Raw genomic sequence first — 16,843 nt, 5'->3', positions numbered from 1 at the left:
GGTGGCTTAGCCTATATGAGGTCCCCCGCGGCTTCGACCAAGAGGCCTCTTAGAGTTTCGAAAAGGTCCGATGGCCGCCACGATCCCGCCCCGCGCGCCCTACGCTGAAGATCCCGCCACGTCGCGCGGCCGAAAGGTGGCCGAGCCGGAGAGCCGCACCCGCACCCCGTTCGCCCGGGATCGCGACCGCATCATCCACTCCACCGCCTTTCGCCGTCTGAAGGAGAAGACCCAGGTCTTCGTGGCGCACGAAGGTGACCATTTCCGCACCCGCCTGACCCACAGCCTGGAAGTCGCCCAGATCGCCCGCTCGATCGCGACCGCCCTGGGGCTCGATGCGGATCTGGCGGAGACCATCGCCCTGGCGCACGACCTTGGCCATCCCCCGTTCGGGCACGCGGGCGAAGACGAGCTGCAAATCCAGATGCAGGGCTTCGGCGGGTTCGACCACAACGTCCAGACCTTCCGGGTGGTGACCCGGCTGGAGCGGCGCTATCCGCAATTCGAGGGGCTGAACCTCACCTGGGAAACCCTGGAAGGCGTCATCAAGCACAACGGCCCGGTGGTCGAGAAGCTGGAGAAGCCCTCCTGGAGCGCCATCGCCGAGTTCGATGCGCAGTACGATCTCGGCCTGGGCACCTGGGCGTCCGCCGAGGCGCAGGTCGCCGCGCTCGCGGACGATATCGCCTACAACAATCATGACGTCGACGATGGCGTCGAAGCTGGCCTCTTCTTCCTGAAGGAGCTACGCGACGTGCCCCTGATCGGACCGCACGTGATCAGCGCCGAGCGCGACTATCCGGATTGCGACCAGCGCATCCTGCGGCTCGAGGCGGTTCGCCGGATGATCGGGGCCATGGTCGATGACGTCCTGGTGGAGACGCGCCGCCGCGCCGAGGTCGGCCATGTGAAAAGCGCCGAGGACGTTCGCGACCTCGGACACGCGCTCGTCAGCTTCTCACGCGAGATGGTGGAAGACCTGGGCGTCCTGCGCGCCTTCCTGATGGAGCGGATGTATCGCCACTGGAAGGTCAACCGGACCCGCAGCCAGGCCCGGCGGATGCTCGCCGAGATGTTCCAGCTGTTCATGGCCGAGCCTGACGTCCTGCCCAGCGAGTGGTTCGAGCGCGCCCGTTCCCGCGATCAGGCCGGCCGCGCCCGCGTCGTCTGCGACTACATCGCCGGCATGACCGACCGCTACGCCATCGAAGAACACCGCAAGCTCTTCCACCTCGACGTGCTGAGCTGAGCGCTACTTCGAGATCCGCAGCTTGTTGATGTCCTGACCGATCGAGCGGAAGGCGTCCTTCAGGGCGACACCGCTGTTGGGCAGGTACACGTGGTCGGCGTCGGTGGCGCAGGTGTTCATCAGTGTCGTGGCGGCCGGATCCTTCAGGGCGAAGCCTACGGTGTAGATCACCACGCCTTGCGTCTTGATGGCGTTGCATAGTTTGGTGGCCTGCGCGAACGGATCCCCGTTTGTGGGGTCGCCACCGATGTGGTTCTCAGCCGACCCACTGCCGGAGCCGGAGTTAGCGGCGATCACGCCGTCGCGGTAGGCGGTGTTGAACTCGCCATCGGTCATTAGAACAAGCGCCTTGACGAGCTTCCGCTCCCCATAGGCGTGGGGATCGCTTTCTCCCGGCCAGATGGCTTTCCAGTTGGGAGAGATCGTATACCAGCCCCAGGCTAGGCCGATGTGGCCCGCCGTAGAGCCTTCAGCTCTTAGAGCGCCGATCTGAGCTTTGAGGCTCGTCTTGTTGCTGGTCAGCGGCACGATCTGGCTGGTTAGGCAGCCGTTCTCGCTTCCCGCGTAATGCCAGCCCGCTGGATTCCGTATGCGGCCGTTTACTCGTGCGGGGGCAACGTCCGTGTAGCGCCTGCTTGTGGGGCTCGTTCGCTCCGTCACGCACGTGCTGGACGGGAACGTTTTCGTTGCCCCTCGCGCGTTCGTGAAGGTGAAATATTGGCTGCCTGGGTTCGTGTCCGTTCCCGGGGCTACCTTGTTGCGTACGAGCTCGGCGTAGCTACCAACGTTCACAGCAGCCGAGTAGGGCACCAGCGAAGCCTTCGAGAAGAACGGCTCCTGCTGATCTTTCACCACCAGGTCCACGAGGTTGGTGGCGGCCGCCTTCAGGTCGACGATCTTGCTGCCAGCCATCGAACCGGTGACGTCCACCACGATGGCGAGTTCGACGTTGCTGGAGGCGCGGGTGACTTCGGAGTGGGCGTCAACGGTGAGGTCCGAGCCGGCGATGGACGCATAGAGCCAGGTGGGCGACACCGTGCTCGCGTTGGCGATCACCACGCCTTCCTTCGTCAGGGTGAAGGTGGAGTTCACGGCCGCGTCCGCGCCCATGTTCAGCGCCAGGGCGGCCCGTCCGATGCGTTGGATCTCAATGGAGTCCGTGGCCGTGCTGCGCGCCGCGGCCAGGGCTGCGGCGTCGAGCGCATCCTGCAGATGGTTGCGCGTGCCCAGGCCGCGGATCAGGTCAATGGACCCGATGGCCGCCAGGCTCATGGGCAGCATGGACAGGGCCAGGGTCACCGCCATGGCCCCTTTCTGGTCGAACGCCAGCGTGCGCAGCCGCGCCTTCAATATCCGCATGTCCCCAGCCACCTCGGCAGCAACCCGTTCGAAGCTTAAGCGTTCAGACTGCGAACAAGCTCCAGCGTTGCGCGACTTTTTCTGCGTGGCTGGAGACGGGGCTGGGTTGGGGAAAGATGAGCCGGATCAGGCGCCTTGCCGCGGATCAAAGCGGCGCGAGCCTCGTAGAGCTCGCCCTCGTGCTGCCCATATTCCTCGCGCTGCTGATCGGCACCATCCAGATCGCCATCCTCGAGGTGATGTCGGTAAACTTCAACAATGCGGTCCTTGAAGCCTCGCGAGCGATCCGCACGAACAATGGACCGGCGACCACCGCCGCGCAGTTCAGACAAGCGATCTGCAACGAGATGGCCGGCCGGGACACGTGCCTCCAGAAGGTGAAGATCGCGGTCCAGAGCTTCAGCAATTTCGACGAAGCGGTGAAGCCGCCCAAGATCGTCGGGGAGCCCTTCGATAGCGGCAGAGCCGAGCAGATCGTGCTCGTCACGGCGACTTACAGTTGGCCGATGCTCATGCCCTTTGCCGCCGACAGCTTCCCGCGCGCTGCCGACGGTCTGCACGTCGAGATCGTGGCCCGCACCATGTTCAAGAACGAGCCCTGGTGGATCGGATGAGCCGTCTTCGACGCTTCCGGATGGATGAGCGGGGAGGGGCAGTCGTTGAGTTCGCTCTGATCTTGCCCATCATGCTCCTCGTCCTCCTGGCGACGGTCGAACTCGTCCAAGCCGCAGAAGCGCAACGACGGACGTCGCACGTGGCCTACGCCATCGCAGACGTGGTCACCCAGAGCGCGCGGGTGACAGACAACGATCTACGCGTAATCTTTACGGGTGGAACGCTGCTGATGGAGCCTTTGCCAGCTGCAACCTTGGGGCAGCGGATCATCAGCGTGACGGCGGACCAGAACGGACAGATCACCACAGACTGGGTAAGCCAAGCCCCGCAGGGCGCCTATGCGGGAACGCAGCCTGCCACGGTTCCGTATGGCACGCTGCCGCCCGGTGTCACCGCAATCGTCGCTGATGTCAGCTACACCTTCCATCCCGGCGTGAAGGCTGTGATGCCGGACGGGTTCAGACTGCAGAAGCGGGCCGTGCTCATGCCTCGCACCGCTCAGCAGGTCACTCGCCGCTAACGCCTGCGACTCACCGCCCACAAGAAAACGCCCGGAAGCGGTTTGGCGCGTGTGCGCCTTCGCTAGACTGCCGCTTTGAAGCCGCGATTCGCGTCGAGTCTTGATCGCGCAGTTTCCCGGGAGACCCAATGTCCGAGCACGAGCGCGGGGCCTATACGCCGCCCACGGACGAGCCGCTGTCCTTTGACGCCCGCCAGCCGGTTCGCGGCGCGCGTCCGTTTCCGTTCACCCTGGTGATCAGCGCCCTGGTGCTGGTCGGGCTGGTGGTGGCCATCATCCTCTTCTACCGCTCGGGCGTACGCCAGGCGGGCGAGGCGCCGCAAACCGTGGGGCAGCCCGTGGGCGAGATCGCCGCCGCCGCGCCTCAGGAAGCGCAGCCGCAGGATCCGGCCGCCGGCCTGCAGATCTACGCCGAGCCGGGCGAGACCACGCCGGCCTCGCCGCAATTCACGGCGCCGCCGGAACAGCCCCAACCGCGCCCTCAGGCCCCCGCCGTGGTGGTGACCCCGCCAGTCGCTGCACCGACGACGCCCGTAACTGCGGGCCCGGCGCTGCGTCCGGCCCTTCCGGCTGCTCCTGTGCAGACCGCCCAAGCGCCGGCCGCGCCACCGGTCGCGGCCCAGCCCAAGGCCGCGCCTGCTCCCGCCGCGCCTAAGGCGGCGCCGCAACCTGCCGCCGCTGCGCCCGTGCCAAAGGCCGCCGGCGCCGCCGCCGTGCAAATCGGCGCCTATTCGTCCAAGGCGCTTGCCGACAAAGGTTTCAGCGACGCCGTCGCCATCGCGGGCGGCGGACACGGGAAAAGCGTGGAGCGGATCGAGAAGGGTGGATCGACGCTCTTCCGCACCGCCGTCACCGGCTTTTCGAGCCGCACCGAAGCGGCCGCCTACTGCGCCAAGCTGAAGGCGGCCGGCAAGGCCTGCTTCGTCCGGTGAGCACCACCGCCGCCATCCTGGGCTGCCAGGGCCTGACGCTGTCCAAGGAAGAGGTCGCCTTCTTCCGCGACGTGCGGCCCTGGGGCTTCATTCTGTTCAAGCGGAACATCGACAGCCCCGACCAGGTGCGCGCGCTGACCGCCGCCTTGCGCGAGACGGTCGATCGCCCAGACGCGCCGATCCTGATCGACCAGGAAGGCGGCCGGGTTCAACGCATGGGACCGCCACACTGGCCGAAGTACCCGCCGGGCAGGGCCTATGGCCAGCTGGCAGGCAATGACCCGCTGCTGAAGCGTGAGATCACCCGCCTGGGCGCTCGCCTGATGGCGCACGATCTTGCCGAAGTCGGGATCAACGTGGACTGCGTCCCGGTGCTCGACGTACCGGCTCCAGACGGCCACGAGATCATCGGCGACCGGGCCTATGGACAGACCCCGGAAGACGTCGCCTTCCTCGGTCGTGCGGCGGCGGAAGGCCTGATCGCCGGCGGCGTCCTGCCGATCATCAAGCACATTCCCGGTCACGGCCGGGCCAAGGCCGACAGCCACCTGGAGCTTCCAGTGGTCGAGGCGTCCTACGACGACCTTCTCCAGCGGGACTTCGCGCCGTTCAGGGTGCTGTCGGACATGCCGATGGCGATGACCGCCCACGTCATCTACACGGCCATCGACAAGAAGCGGCCGGCGACCACGTCGCGCAAGGCGATCTCCAAGGTGATCCGCGGCGAGATCGGCTTCGATGGCCTGCTGATGAGCGACGACTTGTCCATGAAGGCGCTGTCCGGCGACTTCTCGGATCGGGCGCAGGCCGCGCTGGACGCCGGCTGCGACGTGCTCCTGCACTGCAATGGCGACATGGACGAAATGAAGGGCGTCGTGAAAGGCGCCCGGCCGCTCAAGGGGCGGTCCGCGCGCCGTGCCGAAGCAGCCCTGGCTCGGCTGGCCCGTAGCCCCGAGCCGTTCGATGTGGAGCAGGGGCGGGCGCGCTTCGCCGCCGCCTTCGAAGGCGCCGCGCTGAAGTGAACGCGCCCTTTCAGCCGAACCTCGACTTCACCGCTGCCGCCAGCGCCGCGGAGGACGGCGAGGCGCTGATCGTGGACGTGGACGGCTATGAAGGCCCGCTGCATGTCCTGCTCGCCTTGGCGCGCAGCCAAAAGGTCGACCTGACCCGGATCTCGGTGCTCAAGCTGGCGGAGCAGTATCTGGCCTTTGTTCAGCAGGCGCGGCGGATGCGCTTCTCGCTGGCGGCCGACTATCTCGTGATGGCCGCCTGGCTGGCCTATCTGAAATCCCGTCTGCTGCTGCCGAAGCCTGAGAAGGCCAAGCCGGACGAGGCGCCCGCCGAGGAAGTGGCCGCCCGTCTGGCTTATCGTCTGGCCAAGCTGGACGCGATGCGAACCGCCGTCGAGGCTCTCAAGGCGCGCCCGCAGGTGGGCCGCGACGTCTTCGTTCGCGGCGACCCGGACGCCATCAAGGTGGTCCCGTCGGGACGCATCGAGGGCGACCTATACAGCTTGATGAGCGCCTACATCGGCCAGCGGAAGAAGGAAGCCTCGCGCCACTACGCGCCGCGTCCGCCCGCCGCCTTCCCGCTGGAAGAGGCGCGCGAGCGGCTGCGCAAGCTGTTGCCGGAGCTGGCCGTCTGGACCCCGCTTGCCGGCGTCGCGCCGATGCGCAGGGGGGAAGAGCCCGGCCCCAGCCGCGCCTCCTATGTCGCCTCCACCCTCTCGGCGAGCCTTGAGCTCGTGAAGGAAGGCGCGCTCGACGTCCGACAGCTGGAAGCCTTCGCCGACATCTATCTGCGCACCCGTGCGGCATCTGAGGTGCTGGCGTGAGCGACGCCATCCACACTGAGCGCGAAATCGAGGCGCTGCTGTTCGCGGCCGCGGGTCCCCTCAGCGTCGCCGACATCGCCGCGCGTTTGCCGGAGGGCGCCGACGTTGCCGGCGGGCTCGCCGCCTTGCAGGCTCGCTACGCCGGTCGTGGCGTCGAACTGGTGCAGGTCGCCGGCCGCTGGCGCTTCCAGACCGCAGAGGATCTCGCCTGGCTGATGACCGAGGAGCGGGAGGAGCCCCGCCGCCTTTCCAAAGCCGCGCAGGAAACCCTGGCGATTATCGCCTATCACCAGCCGGTGACCCGCGCCGAGATTGAATCGGTTCGCGGCGTGCAGGCCAGCAAGGGCACCCTGGACGTCCTCCTGGAGCTCGGCCTCGTGCGCATGCGCGGTCGCCGCCGCACGCCGGGCCGGCCGGTGACGTACGGCACGACCGACGCCTTCCTGGAGCACTACGGCCTGGCCAGCCTGTCCGATCTTCCCGGCATCGCCGAGATGAAGGCGGCGGGACTTCTGTCGCTGGACCTGCCGGCCGACTTCACTGTTCCGAATCCCGAAGCCATCGGCGCCGACGAAGACCCGCTGGACCTCGCCGAACAGCCGGAGTTCCATATCGACTTCCTGGGCGACGAGGACGAGTCGGAGCGCTAAGGACGCATCTCGTGTCCATGGCGCACCTCGCCGGGACGGATTATATAGCTCGCGAGAAGTCGCGGGGGCGCGGCCGGTAGGGCCGCGCGCGCAGAGGAGTTTCGCCGCTATGGGCTCTTTTTCCATCTGGCACTGGGTCATCGTCCTGGTCATCGTCGCCCTGCTGTTTGGCGGGCGCGGCAAGCTTTCGGGCCTGATGGGCGACGCCGCCAAAGGCATTCGCGCCTTCCGTGACGGGCTGAAGGGTGAGGACGAGACGCAGGAAGCCTCGGCCAAGCCGCTGCCCAAGGACCGCGAGAACGAGAAGACCGGCGCCTAAGCGTCGCAATATTCTTCCAATTGGCCCGCGCCGGTCTTGATCGGCGCGGGCGTTCTCGTCTAGGCGCTCGCCATGTTTCAAGAGATCGGCGGCACGGAGATCCTGCTCATCGCCATTGTGGCGTTGATCGTGGTCGGGCCCAAGGATCTGCCTGTTCTGCTTCGCAAGCTCGGCCAGTTCATGGCCAAGCTGCGCGGCATGGCGGCGGAATTCCGCTCCAGCTTCGATGAGATGGCGCGCCAGTCGGAGCTGGACGAGCTGCGCAAGGAAGTGGACGCCATGCGCCGCGGCCAGTGGACCGATCCCACGGTCTCGGAGACGGCTTCGCAGGTCACCCAGACCTTCAGCGACATCCAGCACGGTCTCACCGAGGTCGGTGTCGACCTCGATGCGCCGGTGAACTACCGCTACGAGCCGACGCCGGAAGAGGCGGCCGCCGCCCAGGCGCAGATCGAAGCGGAAGAGGCGGCTGCGCCGAAGCCCGCTCGCAAGCCGCGCGCCCGGAAGGCCACGGTCGAGCAGGTCGACCCGCCGGTGACGCCGGAAGCCCAAGCCACCCCGAAAGCGGCCCCCAAGCCTCGCGCCAAGCGCGCTGCGGCGCCGCGCAAGCCCAAGAACACGGCGGAGTAGGGCGTGAGCGACTACGATCCCGATGAAGCCGAAATCGAGGCCAGCCGCGCCCCGCTGCTGGATCACCTCGTGGAGCTGCGCAAGCGGCTGATCATCTGCGTGGCTGCGGTGTTCCTCGGCTTCGTGGTCTGCTTCTACTACTCCACGCCCATCTACCTGCTGCTGTTGCACCCCTTCGCCATCGCCGCCCAACTGCTGGCGGTTCGGCATGAGGCGCACGCCGGCGGCATGATGGGGATGCTGACGGGCGCGAAGGACCTGTTCCTCACCCTGGTCGGCCTTCGCGAGGCGCCGCCCGTCGAAGGGGCCAAGAGCCTTTCGCTGGTCTTCACCGCGCCCCTGGAGTTCTTCTTCACCAAGCTGAAGCTCGCCGGCTTCGGAGCGATCGTCCTCTGCTTCCCCGTGCTGGCCTGGCAGGTCTACGCCTTTGTCGCACCGGGCCTCTACAAGCGCGAGCGGCGGGCCTTCATCCCGTTCCTGCTGGCGGCGCCGGCCCTGTTCCTGATGGGCGCGGCCCTGGTCTACTTCGTGATCCTGCCCTTCGTGCTGTGGTTCTCGCTGAGCCAGCAGATTGTCGGCGTCGGGCCGGTCTCGGTTCAGATGCTGCCGAAGGTCTCCGACTACCTCAGCCTGGTGACCACGCTGCTGCTGGGCTTCGGTCTTTGTTTTCAGCTGCCGGTCGTCCTCACCCTGCTGGGCCTGGCCGGCCTGATCAGCTCGAAGATGCTGCGGGACGGGCGCCGCTACGCCATCGTCGGCGTCTTCGTGGTGGCGGCGATCATCACCCCGCCGGACCCAATCAGCCAGACGCTGCTCGCCCTGCCGATCATCCTTCTCTACGAGATTTCGATCTGGTGCGTGCGTCTGATCGAGGTGCGGCGCAAGCGGGAAGAGGACGGACGCGACCTCGTCGCCGTCTGAGGCGGGCGAGGTTAACCGCGAGGGCTTGGCCCGTCCGCCGACGCGCTCTAGAGAGACCGCTCACCGCAACGTGGGCCGCCCATGCACGACATCCGAGCCATTCGCGAAAACCCCGAGCTGTATCAGAAGCATTGGGACGCGAAGGGTATGTCTGGCGGCGAGACCGTGGCGCGGATCGTCGACCTGGATGCGCGCGTCCGCGCGGCGCAAACCGCCTTGCAGTCGGCTCAGGCCGAGCGGAACGACTCCTCCAAGAAGATCGGCCAGGCCAAGGCTCAGAAGGACGAGGCCGAAGCCACGCGCCTGATGGCGCACGTGGAGACGCTCAAGAAGACCCTGGAAGAGCAGGCGGAACTCGAGCGCAGCGCGGCCGAGGAGCTGCGCGGCATTCTCGCGGCCCTGCCGAACATCCCCGCCGCGGACGTGCCGCCAGGCGCCGACGAGAACGACAACGTCGAGACCCGCCGCTGGGGCGAGCCGCGCGCCATCGCGGAGCCCAAAGACCACGTCGATCTTGGGGAGGCCATGGGCCTGCTCGACTTCGAGGCCGCCGCTCGGATGAGCGGCTCGCGCTTTGTCGTGCTCAAGGGGCAGCTGGCGCGCCTGGAGCGTGCCATCGCCCAGTACATGCTCGACCTGCAGACCAGCGAGCACGGCTACCTAGAGGTCTCGCCGCCGCTGCTGGTGCGCGACGACGCGGCCTTCGGCACGGGCCAGCTGCCCAAGTTCGCCGAGGACCTGTTCCGCACAACCGACGGGCGCTGGCTGATCCCCACCGCCGAGGTGTCGCTGACCAACCTGGTCCGCGAGCAGATCACCCCGCAGGAAGAGCTTCCGCTTCGCCTGACCGCGCTCACGCCTTGCTTCCGCTCGGAGGCCGGCGCATCGGGGCGTGACACGCGCGGCATGATCCGCCAGCACCAGTTCAGCAAGGTCGAGCTGGTCTCGATCACCACGCCAGATGAATCGGACGCCGAACACGAGCGGATGACCGGCTGCGCCGAGGAGGTGCTCAAGCGCCTGGGCCTGCCGTTCCGCACGATGTTGCTGTGCGCCGGCGACATGGGCTTCTCGGCCCGCAAGACCTACGACCTGGAGGTCTGGATTCCGTCGGAAGGCCGCTATCGCGAGATCAGCTCCTGCTCCAACTGCGGCGACTTCCAGGCCCGCCGCATGGACGCCCGCACCAAGGCGGCCGGCGAAAAGGGCACCCGCTTCGTCCACACCCTGAACGGCTCGGGCTTGGCGGTGGGCCGCACCCTGGTCGCCGTGCTCGAGAACTACCAGGACGAGGGCGGTAAGATCGCCATCCCGGACGTGCTGCAGCCCTACATGGGCGGCCTGAGCCACATCGGCTGATGCGGATCCTGCTCACCAACGACGACGGCATCCACGCGCCTGGGCTCGCGGCCCTGGAGCGGATCGCGCTGGCGCTGACCGACGACGTCTGGATCTGCGCGCCGGAGTACGAGCAGTCCGGCGCCAGCCGCGCCCTGACCCTGGCCGACCCGATCCGCGTGCGAAAGGTGGGCGAGCGCCGCTTCGCCACCACCGGAACGCCCACCGACTGCGTGATGCTCGGACTGAACGAGCTGGTGGAGGGCGCGCGCCCGGACCTCGTGCTCTCCGGCGTCAACCGCGGCGCGAACCTCGCCGAGGACGTCACCATGTCCGGCACGGTGGCCGGCGCGATCGAGGCGATGGCCCTGGGCGTGCCCGGCATCGCCCTCTCGCAGACTGGCGGCTACGCGGTCGAGGACCGCTTCTTCGATGCGGCCGAGGCGCACGCCCCGGGGGTGATCCGCCGCCTCGTCGAGATCGGCTGGCCCAGGGACGTGGTCATCAACATCAACTTCCCCCAGGCGCCCGCTGACCAGGTGACCGAGGTCGAGGTGACGCGTCAGGGCTTCCGCGACGCCCACATCCGCCATTCGGAAAAGCGCACCGACCTGCGCGGCCGCGAGTATTACTGGATGGGCTTCCGGCACGAGAAATCCGAGCCCGCGGACGGCACCGACCTGCGCGCCGTCTACGAAGGGCGGATCTCGGTCACGCCCCTGCATATCGACCTGACGCATCAGCCGACCGTGCACGACCTGAAAGGGGTGCTGGGCGGCGCGGTCCCGAAAGCCTGAGATGGCCCAAGCGGAAGACACTCCCGAAACCCGGATGGCCCGGCTGATCCTCGCCCTGCGCTCGCAGGGCGTGAGCGACGCCAAGGTGCTGGCCGCCATCGAAGCCACCCCGCGTGAGCTGTTCACCCCGGATCTGTTCAAGGAGCGCGCCTTCGAGGACAGCGCCCTGCCGATCGCCTGCGGCCAGACCATCAGCCAGCCGTTCATCGTCGGATTGATGACCCAGGCGCTGAAGATCGAAAAGCGCGACCGCGTGCTCGAGATCGGCACCGGCTCCGGGTATCAGTCGGCGATCCTCTCGCGGGTGGCGCGGCTGGTCTATTCCGTCGAGCGCTACCGCACACTGATGCAGGACGCCGAGGCGCGCTTCAAAACCCTGGGCCTCACCAACATCATCACCCGCTTCGGTGATGGCGGCGAAGGCTGGCCGGAGCAGGCGCCTTTCGACCGCATTATGGTCACGGCGGCGGCGCCGGGAGAGCCGAAGGCTCTGCTGGAGCAGCTGAAGCCCTCGGGCGTCCTGGTTGCGCCGATCGGCAGGGGGCCGGTCCAGACGCTTCGCCGCTACACCGGTGACGGGCAGGGCGGCTTCACCGTCGAAGACCTGATCGACGTCCGTTTCGTCCCCCTTCTCGAAGGCGTCGCCAAAGAGCCCTGAGCTGCGGCGGTTTGCGGGTTGGCCTCGGCGTCGGGCCTCGCCCATTCTCCTGCGACGCCCCGACTGATTCCTTGTTGCCCATTTTGCGGAGCGGCGATGACGCATTTCCTGCAGCGGACGAGCCTGATCGCGCTGATGACCGGCGCCCTTGGCGCCTGCACCACCGCGGAGCCTCTGCGCCCGAACTTCCCGATCGACCGGACGGCGCCCGCGCCAGGCCAGCCTCCCGTGCGCACCCCCGCGCCGCCGCCGGCTGCGGCTAGCCAAGCCCCTGTTCCCACCGTGGAGGAAGCGCCGCTGGCTCAGACCGCGCCGCCGCCGCCGGTGGATGCGCGCCCGCTCCAACCGCTGACTCCCGCGCCCCAAGCACAGGCGCCGGCACAGCGCCCAGCCGCGCCGGCCCAGCCCACCTATCGCACCGTCACCGCCCGCACCGTCACCGGCCGTGTGGTCGATGTCGACGGTCCTGCCGTGACCTACGAGGTCAAGAGCGGCGACAACCTCGAGAAGATCGCCAAGAAGCTCGGCACCACCGTCGACCAGCTGCGCGCCGACAACGACCTCAAAAAGGGCGCCGCCATCCATCCAGGCGACGAGCTGAAGGGACCCACCTCCAGCGCCAAGGCCTATGTGGTGGGGCAGGGCGACACTCTGTTCGCCATCGCCCGCCGTTTCACCGTCACGCCCGAAGCCATCGCCGAGGAGAACCGCATCGGCAGGGCCACTTCGCTGCGCGTGGGCCAGCGCCTGCGCCTGCCGGAAGGGTTCCGCGACAAGGGCCCGATCACCACCACGACCCGCGTTGCGGTGACGCCCTCGCAGGCGCCTGACGCCGAGCCCATTCCTGTTCGCGAGACGCCGGCGCCGACCCGGCCGGCCGCCACGCCGACGCGCGCCTCGGATCCGGAGCCGACCTACACTACCTCCACCCGTCGCCTGGTCACCGGCCGGGTCGTCGACGTCGAAGGCAAGCCGGTCACCTACACGGTGAAAAAGGGCGACAACCTCGAGAAGATCGCCGATCGCCTGGGCACCACGGTCGCCCAGCTGCGCGAGGACAACGACCTCAAGCGCAACGCCGTCATCCAGCCGGGAGACGAACTGAAGGGCCCGACCTCAACCGCCAAGGCCTATGTGGCCAATGGTCCGGACACGCTGGCCCAGATCGCCCGGCGCTTCGGCGTGACGGAAGCGGCCCTGCGCACCGAGAATGGCCTGTCGCGCAACGCGACCGTCCGCGGAGGGCAGCGCATCCGCCTGCCCAGCGGCTACCGCGACCGCGGCGCTCTGACGGAGACGGTCCGCACCCCCATCGCCCGGCCGGTGGAACCTGCGCCGACGCCCATCGCCCCCACGCCTGAACCGGCTCGCGTTCCCGTGCAGGAGCCCGCTCCGGTTCTGCCGTCCACGCCGCGGCCCTACACGCCGGGGCCAGGCGTCTCGGCGCCTGCGCAGGCTCAACCGCGTCCCAGTGCGCCGGTCACCCAGCCGCAGGCTCAGCCGCGTCCGGCGACGCCCGCAACGCAGCCGCCGGCCCAAACCGCCCCTCGGCCTTATACGCCTCCGCCGCAAAGCCGTCCGACCACCCCCGCGCCGTCGTCCAGCGGGCCCCCTCAGGCGCCCGTTGCGGCGCCTACCGCGGGCGACGCCCAGATCTCCGAATTGGGTCGTGGCCGCTTCGTCTGGCCGCTGCAGGGCCAAATCGTCTCCGACTACGGCCCGAAGGGCGGCGGCCAGCGCAACGACGGAATCAACATCGCCGCCACGGCTGGCGCGCCCGTGCGGGCCGCCGCAGCCGGCGACGTGGTCTATGCCGGGGACCAGGTTCCGGGCTTTGGCAATCTGGTGCTGATCAAGCATGCCGACGGCTGGGTCACGGCGTACGGCCACCTCGACCGGGTCGATGTGAAGATGCAGCAGAAGATCGCCCAGGGGCAGCAGATCGGCCAGGCCGGCTCATCGGGCGGCGTTCCGACCACCCAGCTGCACTTCGAGATCCGCTACGCCTCTAGCCCGCTGGAACGCGCGCGTCCCATCGACCCGAAGCTCGTCCTGCCTCGCTGACGACAGGGCTCCTCCGCGGAGGAGGAGCCTGCGATCAGCTCAGAGCGGGAGCGGGCGGTCCAGCTCGCCTGCCAGGTCGCGGATGAACTGCCAGGCCACGCGCCCGGAGCGGCCGCCGCGCAGCTGTGCCCACTGCAGCGCACGGCGGTCGAGCCCAGGCGTCTCCAGCCCGAACTGCGCCGCATAGCCCTGTACCGCGGCGAGGTAAGTCGCCTGGTCCATAGGGGGGAAGCCGATCCACAGGCCGAACCGGTCCGAGGCGCTGATCTCTTCTTCCGCGTCCTCGGCGGCGGCCAGATGGCCGCGGTCCTCCAAGTGCGCACGGGGCATCAGGTGCCGCCGGTTCGAGGTTGCGACGAACAGCACATTGGCTGGCGGCCCCGAAACGCCGCCCTCCAGCGCCGACTTCAGCGCCTTGGCCGCCGCGGCGCCTTCCTCGAAAGACAGATCGTCGCACAGCACCACGAACTTTTCGGGCCGGGCCCGCAGCTGATCGAACAACGCCGGCAGCGACGTGACCTGATCGCGGTCGACCTCCACCAGCTTCAGCTCCGCAGCTTGCGCGGCCACTGCCATGAAGGCGGCCTTGGCCATGGAGCTCTTGCCCGTCCCGCGAACGCCCCAAAGCAAGGCGTGGTTGTACGGCCGCCCCCGTGCGAACCGCTCGAGGTTCTCGACGAATCGACCCTTCTGCCGATCCACGCCCACCAGGCTTTCCAGCGCCAGCGGGTAGTCCGGGGCAGGGTGGAAGTCGCCCGTTTGCGGCTCGTGCCGGAACAGGCGGGCGCCGCTGAAATCCGGTGGGGCGGGCGCAGGCGGCGCGAGGCGTTCGAGGGCCTCTGCGATGCGAAGCAGCAGAGGTTGCAGGTCGGCGTCCATGCCGGGACGCTTAGCCTCCTGGCGGTTCCATTGCAAAAGGCCCGCGCAGCGCATAGCTTCCGCCGACTTTCGACGGGGACGAGTTCCGCCCGTCGCTGACTTTTCGGAGAGGCCATGTTCGCCACCCCCGCCTACGCCCAAACCGCCGGCGCCGCCGCTGGCGGACCGGAAGCCATGCTGATCCAGTTCCTGCCGCTGATCGCGCTGGTCGTCCTGTTCTACTTCCTGATGATCCGCCCGCAGCAGCGCCGGCTGAAGCAGCACCAGGCCATGCTGGCCGCTATTAAGCGCGGCGACACGGTGGTCCTGTCCTCGGGCGTCCTGGGCAAGGTTGTCCGGGTGGAGGACAAGGAAGTCGGCGTCGAGATCGCCACGGGCGTCACGGTGAAGGTCCGCAAGGGCTCCATCGCCGAAGTGACCACGCGCGGCGAGCCGGCCCCGGCCAACGACGCCAAGGTCTGAGGCGTCTAGCGCTCCATGCTCAACCTTTCGCGCTGGAAGGTCATCCTCGTCATCCTGTCGGTGGTGTTCGGCGTGCTGTTCACGCTGCCGAACCTGCTGCCCGAGGCGACCCGCGCCCAGCTTCCGGGCTTCATGCCCAAGAAGACCCTGAACCTCGGCCTCGACCTGCAGGGCGGCTCCAGCCTGCTCTATGAGGTCGACCTCGTCGCTCTGCGCGCCGAGCGCCTGACCAACCTCATCGAGGACGTCCGCAAGACCCTGACGGACGAACAGGTGCCTTTCGCCGACCTCGGCCAGGTGAACGGCGCCATCGTGGTGCGGATCACCGACCCGGCGCAGTTCGACAAGGCCCAGCGGGTCCTGCGCGAGAACATCGGCGGCACGACGCCGTCTGGCGCCCGGGACGTGGCGGTCACCACCGCCGATGGCGGGCGCATCCGCATCGCGCTCGTCGAACAGGCTTTCGAGGCCGCCGCCTCCAGCGCCGTCGACCAGTCCATCGAGGTGATCCGTCGCCGGATCGACCAGCTGGGCACGCGCGAACCCAACATCGTCCGGCAGGGCCGCAACCGGATTTCGATCCAGGCGGCCGGCGAGAGCGATCCGGAGAAGCTCAAGAGCATCGTCGGCCAGACCGCCAAGTTGACCTTCCAAATGGTCGACGAGAGCGTGCCGCTGCAGGACGCCGCCAACGGCCGCATTCCGCCCGGCTCCGAACTGCTGCCCAGCGAAGACGGCCTGACGCCGGTTCTGCTGGTCCGCAAGCGTGCGGAAGTTACCGGCGAGATGCTCGTCACCGCTCAGGCGGTGTTCGATTCGCAAACCAACCGGCCGGCCGTCAGCTTCCGCATGAACGGGCAGGGGGCGCGCAGGTTTGCGGCGATCACCAGCCAGAACATCGGCAAGCGCTTCGCAATCGTGCTCGATAAGAGGGTGATCTCCGCGCCCGTGATCCAGGGCGTGATCCCCTCTGGCAATGGCCAGATCACCGGCAACTTCACCACCGAAAGCGCCGAGGAGCTCGCAGTTCTGCTGCGCGCTGGCGCCCTTCCGGCCCAGCTGAAGGTCGAGGAGCAGAAGACCGTTGGCGCCGAACTTGGCGCCGACGCCGTCAAGGCGGGTCAGCTCTCCACGGCCGTGGGCTTCGTGGCGATCCTGCTGTTCATGCTGGTCGCCTATGGCTTCCTGTTCGGCGGCATCTCGATCATCGCCCTGATCATCAACGGGCTGCTGATCATCGCCACCATGAGCATGACCCAGGCGACGCTGACCCTTCCGGGCATCGCCGGCCTGATCCTCACGCTCGCCGTGGCGGTCGACGCCAACGTGCTGATCTACGAGCGCATGCGTGACGAGCTTCGGGCGGGCCGCTCGGTGCTGGCCTCTATGGATGCGGGCTTCTCCCGCGCCATGAGCACCATCATCGACGCCAACGTCACGACGATCCTCGCGGCGCTGATCATGTTCCAGTTCGGCGCGGGCCCGGTGAAGGGCTTCGCCTGGACGCTGTCGATCGGCGTGGTGACCTCGGTCTTCTCTGCCGTCCTCGTTACGCAGGTCCTTCTGGCCTGGTGGTTCCGCGCCACCCGCCCGAAGACCCTGCCGATCGTTTAAGG

The 16,843-nt window shown here is 68.1% G+C and carries 18 protein-coding genes; 16 read left to right on the top strand and 2 right to left on the bottom strand.

What is annotated here, in order from left to right:
- Positions 1–70: 70 nt before the first annotated feature.
- Positions 71–1,249, top strand: coding sequence for a deoxyguanosinetriphosphate triphosphohydrolase (locus tag DJ018_RS14660; RefSeq protein ID WP_111515693.1), 1,179 nt, complete (start codon positions 71–73; stop codon positions 1,247–1,249).
- Between the two features lie 3 nt (positions 1,250–1,252).
- Here the strand turns inward: DJ018_RS14660 and DJ018_RS14655 are convergent, their stop codons facing one another.
- Positions 1,253–2,608 carry a pilus assembly protein gene (locus DJ018_RS14655; RefSeq protein ID WP_111515692.1) on the bottom strand — a complete coding sequence of 452 codons (1,356 nt, stop codon included), beginning with the start codon at positions 2,606–2,608 and terminating at the stop codon, positions 1,253–1,255.
- 116 nt (positions 2,609–2,724) lie between these two features.
- Between DJ018_RS14655 and DJ018_RS14650 the strand changes: the two genes are divergently transcribed.
- The 13 genes from DJ018_RS14650 (at position 2,725) to DJ018_RS14590 (ending at position 13,886) form a co-directional block, all read left to right on the top strand.
- Positions 2,725–3,222 carry a TadE/TadG family type IV pilus assembly protein gene (locus tag DJ018_RS14650; RefSeq protein WP_111515691.1) on the top strand — a complete coding sequence of 166 codons (498 nt, stop codon included), beginning with the start codon at positions 2,725–2,727 and terminating at the stop codon, positions 3,220–3,222.
- Complete coding sequence (locus DJ018_RS14645) at positions 3,219–3,743, top strand: TadE/TadG family type IV pilus assembly protein (RefSeq protein ID WP_111515690.1); 525 nt, start codon at positions 3,219–3,221, stop codon at positions 3,741–3,743. Before DJ018_RS14650 ends, DJ018_RS14645 begins: the two co-directional genes overlap by 4 nt.
- Positions 3,744–3,871: 128 nt before the next feature.
- Complete coding sequence (ftsN, locus tag DJ018_RS14640; protein WP_111515689.1) at positions 3,872–4,675, top strand: cell division protein FtsN; 804 nt, start codon at positions 3,872–3,874, stop codon at positions 4,673–4,675.
- Positions 4,660–5,697 carry a beta-N-acetylhexosaminidase gene (nagZ, locus tag DJ018_RS14635; protein WP_476742286.1) on the top strand — a complete coding sequence of 346 codons (1,038 nt, stop codon included), beginning with the start codon at positions 4,660–4,662 and terminating at the stop codon, positions 5,695–5,697. The genes ftsN and nagZ overlap by 16 nt, the downstream gene beginning before the upstream one ends.
- Positions 5,694–6,509, top strand: coding sequence for a segregation and condensation protein A (locus tag DJ018_RS14630; RefSeq protein WP_111515687.1), 816 nt, complete (start codon positions 5,694–5,696; stop codon positions 6,507–6,509). Before nagZ ends, DJ018_RS14630 begins: the two co-directional genes overlap by 4 nt.
- Complete coding sequence (gene scpB / locus DJ018_RS14625; protein ID WP_111515686.1) at positions 6,506–7,159, top strand: SMC-Scp complex subunit ScpB; 654 nt, start codon at positions 6,506–6,508, stop codon at positions 7,157–7,159. The genes DJ018_RS14630 and scpB overlap by 4 nt, the downstream gene beginning before the upstream one ends.
- 109 nt (positions 7,160–7,268) lie before the next feature.
- Complete coding sequence (locus DJ018_RS14620; RefSeq protein ID WP_111515685.1) at positions 7,269–7,478, top strand: twin-arginine translocase TatA/TatE family subunit; 210 nt, start codon at positions 7,269–7,271, stop codon at positions 7,476–7,478.
- 72 nt (positions 7,479–7,550) lie between these two features.
- Positions 7,551–8,108: a Sec-independent protein translocase protein TatB gene (tatB, locus tag DJ018_RS19610; protein WP_111515684.1), complete on the top strand. Its 558-nt coding sequence runs from the start codon at positions 7,551–7,553 to the stop codon at positions 8,106–8,108.
- A gap of 3 nt (positions 8,109–8,111) precedes the next feature.
- Complete coding sequence (gene tatC / locus DJ018_RS14610) at positions 8,112–9,029, top strand: twin-arginine translocase subunit TatC (protein WP_111515683.1); 918 nt, start codon at positions 8,112–8,114, stop codon at positions 9,027–9,029.
- 81 nt (positions 9,030–9,110) lie between these two features.
- On the top strand, positions 9,111–10,388 hold the full coding sequence (gene serS / locus DJ018_RS14605; protein ID WP_111515682.1) for a serine--tRNA ligase: 1,278 nt from the start codon (positions 9,111–9,113) through the stop codon (positions 10,386–10,388).
- The gene (gene surE / locus DJ018_RS14600) at positions 10,388–11,164 is read left to right on the top strand and encodes a 5'/3'-nucleotidase SurE (protein WP_111515681.1); all 777 of its coding nucleotides are present in this window, start codon (positions 10,388–10,390) and stop codon (positions 11,162–11,164) included. The genes serS and surE overlap by 1 nt, the downstream gene beginning before the upstream one ends.
- Before the next feature lies 1 nt (position 11,165).
- Positions 11,166–11,822, top strand: coding sequence for a protein-L-isoaspartate(D-aspartate) O-methyltransferase (locus DJ018_RS14595; RefSeq protein WP_111515680.1), 657 nt, complete (start codon positions 11,166–11,168; stop codon positions 11,820–11,822).
- Between the two features lie 96 nt (positions 11,823–11,918).
- Positions 11,919–13,886, top strand: coding sequence for a LysM peptidoglycan-binding domain-containing protein (locus DJ018_RS14590; RefSeq protein WP_111515679.1), 1,968 nt, complete (start codon positions 11,919–11,921; stop codon positions 13,884–13,886).
- A gap of 39 nt (positions 13,887–13,925) precedes the next feature.
- On the opposite strand, the gene DJ018_RS14585 is transcribed toward DJ018_RS14590, so the two are convergent.
- Complete coding sequence (locus DJ018_RS14585; RefSeq protein WP_111515678.1) at positions 13,926–14,765, bottom strand: ATP-binding protein; 840 nt, start codon at positions 14,763–14,765, stop codon at positions 13,926–13,928.
- Between the two features lie 114 nt (positions 14,766–14,879).
- On the opposite strand from DJ018_RS14585, the gene yajC reads away from it, so the two are divergent.
- Together yajC and secD are read left to right on the top strand one after the other, a co-directional pair.
- Positions 14,880–15,227, top strand: a complete 348-nt coding sequence (gene yajC / locus DJ018_RS14580; RefSeq protein WP_111515677.1) for a preprotein translocase subunit YajC — start codon at positions 14,880–14,882, stop codon at positions 15,225–15,227.
- A gap of 15 nt (positions 15,228–15,242) precedes the next feature.
- Positions 15,243–16,841: a protein translocase subunit SecD gene (gene secD / locus DJ018_RS14575; protein WP_111515676.1), complete on the top strand. Its 1,599-nt coding sequence runs from the start codon at positions 15,243–15,245 to the stop codon at positions 16,839–16,841.
- Positions 16,842–16,843: the final 2 nt, after the last annotated feature.

Origin of the sequence: Phenylobacterium deserti (assembly GCF_003254705.1) — a bacterium.
GTDB classification, from domain to species: Bacteria; Pseudomonadota; Alphaproteobacteria; order Caulobacterales; family Caulobacteraceae; genus Phenylobacterium; species Phenylobacterium deserti.
This window is presented reverse-complemented; position numbering and strand designations above follow the sequence as displayed.

What these genes read in the sequence shown, in the direction of transcription:
- DJ018_RS14590 (WP_111515679.1), top strand. Translation starts at nt 11,919, where the DNA reads ATGACGCATTTCCTGCAGCGGACGAGCCTGATCGCGCTGATGACCGGC.
- DJ018_RS14650 (WP_111515691.1), top strand. Translation starts at nt 2,725, where the DNA reads ATGAGCCGGATCAGGCGCCTTGCCGCGGATCAAAGCGGCGCGAGCCTC.
- yajC (WP_111515677.1), top strand. Translation starts at nt 14,880, where the DNA reads ATGTTCGCCACCCCCGCCTACGCCCAAACCGCCGGCGCCGCCGCTGGC.
- DJ018_RS14660 (WP_111515693.1), top strand. Translation starts at nt 71, where the DNA reads ATGGCCGCCACGATCCCGCCCCGCGCGCCCTACGCTGAAGATCCCGCC.
- serS (WP_111515682.1), top strand. Translation starts at nt 9,111, where the DNA reads ATGCACGACATCCGAGCCATTCGCGAAAACCCCGAGCTGTATCAGAAG.
- secD (WP_111515676.1), top strand. Translation starts at nt 15,243, where the DNA reads ATGCTCAACCTTTCGCGCTGGAAGGTCATCCTCGTCATCCTGTCGGTG.
- DJ018_RS14595 (WP_111515680.1), top strand. Translation starts at nt 11,166, where the DNA reads ATGGCCCAAGCGGAAGACACTCCCGAAACCCGGATGGCCCGGCTGATC.
- DJ018_RS14585 (WP_111515678.1), bottom strand. Translation starts at nt 14,765, where the DNA reads ATGGACGCCGACCTGCAACCTCTGCTGCTTCGCATCGCAGAGGCCCTC.
- surE (WP_111515681.1), top strand. Translation starts at nt 10,388, where the DNA reads ATGCGGATCCTGCTCACCAACGACGACGGCATCCACGCGCCTGGGCTC.
- ftsN (WP_111515689.1), top strand. Translation starts at nt 3,872, where the DNA reads ATGTCCGAGCACGAGCGCGGGGCCTATACGCCGCCCACGGACGAGCCG.
- tatB (WP_111515684.1), top strand. Translation starts at nt 7,551, where the DNA reads ATGTTTCAAGAGATCGGCGGCACGGAGATCCTGCTCATCGCCATTGTG.
- DJ018_RS14655 (WP_111515692.1), bottom strand. Translation starts at nt 2,608, where the DNA reads ATGCGGATATTGAAGGCGCGGCTGCGCACGCTGGCGTTCGACCAGAAA.
- DJ018_RS14620 (WP_111515685.1), top strand. Translation starts at nt 7,269, where the DNA reads ATGGGCTCTTTTTCCATCTGGCACTGGGTCATCGTCCTGGTCATCGTC.
- DJ018_RS14645 (WP_111515690.1), top strand. Translation starts at nt 3,219, where the DNA reads ATGAGCCGTCTTCGACGCTTCCGGATGGATGAGCGGGGAGGGGCAGTC.